Source organism: Collinsella aerofaciens (genome assembly GCF_015552075.1).
In the GTDB taxonomy this organism is placed as follows: Bacteria; Actinomycetota; Coriobacteriia; order Coriobacteriales; family Coriobacteriaceae; genus Collinsella; species Collinsella aerofaciens_Y.
In genome coordinates this window covers 1-1,602 of sequence record NZ_JADNDZ010000014.1, presented here as the reverse complement: position 1 = coordinate 1,602, position 1,602 = coordinate 1, and the positions used below count along the sequence as shown (strand labels likewise).

1 protein-coding gene is annotated in these 1,602 nt (G+C 72.5%); it reads right to left on the bottom strand.

The features are described from left to right. Window positions 1-1,458 (bottom strand): IS21 family transposase (gene istA, locus I2D41_RS00920; protein ID WP_195363238.1); only part of this gene is annotated, 1,458 nt, incomplete at its 3' end. Between the last annotated feature and the right edge of the window lie 144 nt (window positions 1,459-1,602).

The window sequence follows — 1,602 nt, the reverse complement described above, 5'->3', positions numbered from 1 at the left end:
CGCCCCCTTCAGGAACCCGTCGTAGACCGACAGGTCGGCCCCGCCGGCCCCGCCGCCGCCTCCCGCGATGCGTCTCGCCAGCACGTCGACCGTGGCGTCGTCGGGGACGCGGCCGCCCTCGACGACCCTGAGCGCCGCCTCGCATGCCGCCTCGAAACCCGAGGACTCGCTCGCCCGGCCGATCGACCTGAGCGTGCGCCTCCTGCCGGCGGAGTCCATCCGGTCGATCCCCTCGACGAGCCCCGGCGGCATGTCGCGCCTGATCGTCGACTCCCCGAAGGCCCTCGGCCTGGCGATGATGGCGGGCACGAGCGAGAGGGGGTTCCGGACCGCGGGGCCCTCCCCGAAGGCCCTGGGGAGGACGGCGACCCGGCGGCCGCGGTCGGCGAGGATCTCCACCGTCGACGCGCGCATGCCGACGAGCAGGCTCCGCCCGTGCCAGGCGGGCCCGGCGACGTACTCGCGCCCGTCGGCCTCGACGTAGCCGCGCTTGTCGGCGCGGGCGGTGACCCACCTCACCGCGTCGAACTCCACGCCGGGAAGGGCGCGCATGGCGGCGAGGTCCTCCCGGTAGGCCTCCCCGTGCGGCCTGCCGTCGCGGCAGCGCGCCGCCGCGTTGACCCTCGCGCACCCCTCGGCGAGGAACGCGTTGAGCTCGGGGAGCGCGCCGAACGCAGGCACGGGGACGAGGAGGTTGCGCCGGAGGAACCCCACGGCGTTCTCGACGGAGCCCTTCTCGTTTCCCGAATAGGGGTTGCAGTACCGGCTCTCGAAGCGGTAGTGGGCTCTGAACTGCGAGAACAGCCTCGATTCCGTGACCTCGCCGCGTACCATCCTGCCCGCCTCGGTGGCGTTGTCGAGCACCATCGCCGCCGGGGCGCGGCCCCAGCGGCGGAAGATCTCGAGCAGCCCGGCGCACAGGCACTCCGACCTCTGCGACATGAGGGCGACGCACTGCCGGTCGTTCGAGTGCGGAAGCGTCGCGACCAGCAGCTTGAGGTCGAGGGTCCTCCCGCCGACCGCGGCGCGGAAGTTCCCGAAATCGACCTGGCAGGTGCCGGGCGCCCACTCGAGCTCGAGGTACCCCTCTCCGCCCGCCGCCGCCCGGGCGAGCCTGAGCTCGCGGACGAACCTCTGCACGGTGGAGTAAGAGCCGCCGTAGCCGCGCTCGGCGACGAGCCTGTCGTAGATCCGCCTGGCTGTGTGGCGCTGCTTCCTCGGGGCCCCGAGGTCGGCCTCGAGAACGCCCGCGACCCATTCCTCGTTGCCCTCGAGCGCGGGCCTGCCCCTCCTCCGGGGCATCGGCGCGGCGGGCGACATGTCCTCCATGTCGGCGTACTTCGCCACGGTGTTCCGGCTCACGTGGAGCATTCGGGCGATCTCGGACCTCGAGCGCCCGGCGGCATCCATCGACCGTATATCATTCACTGTGTCCAGGGGCACGGTCATCTCCTCCATCCTTCCCGGGCGGGCTCGCCAAAGTAACCGCCCGGGGAAACCATACGGCGAGGGCCGCGCCCCCGGTCCCCGGGGCGCGGCCCTCTTGCTTCAAGACTTTAGTCCGCTGGCCGCGCAGCGGCCAGCTTTAAACCACCCGCTACG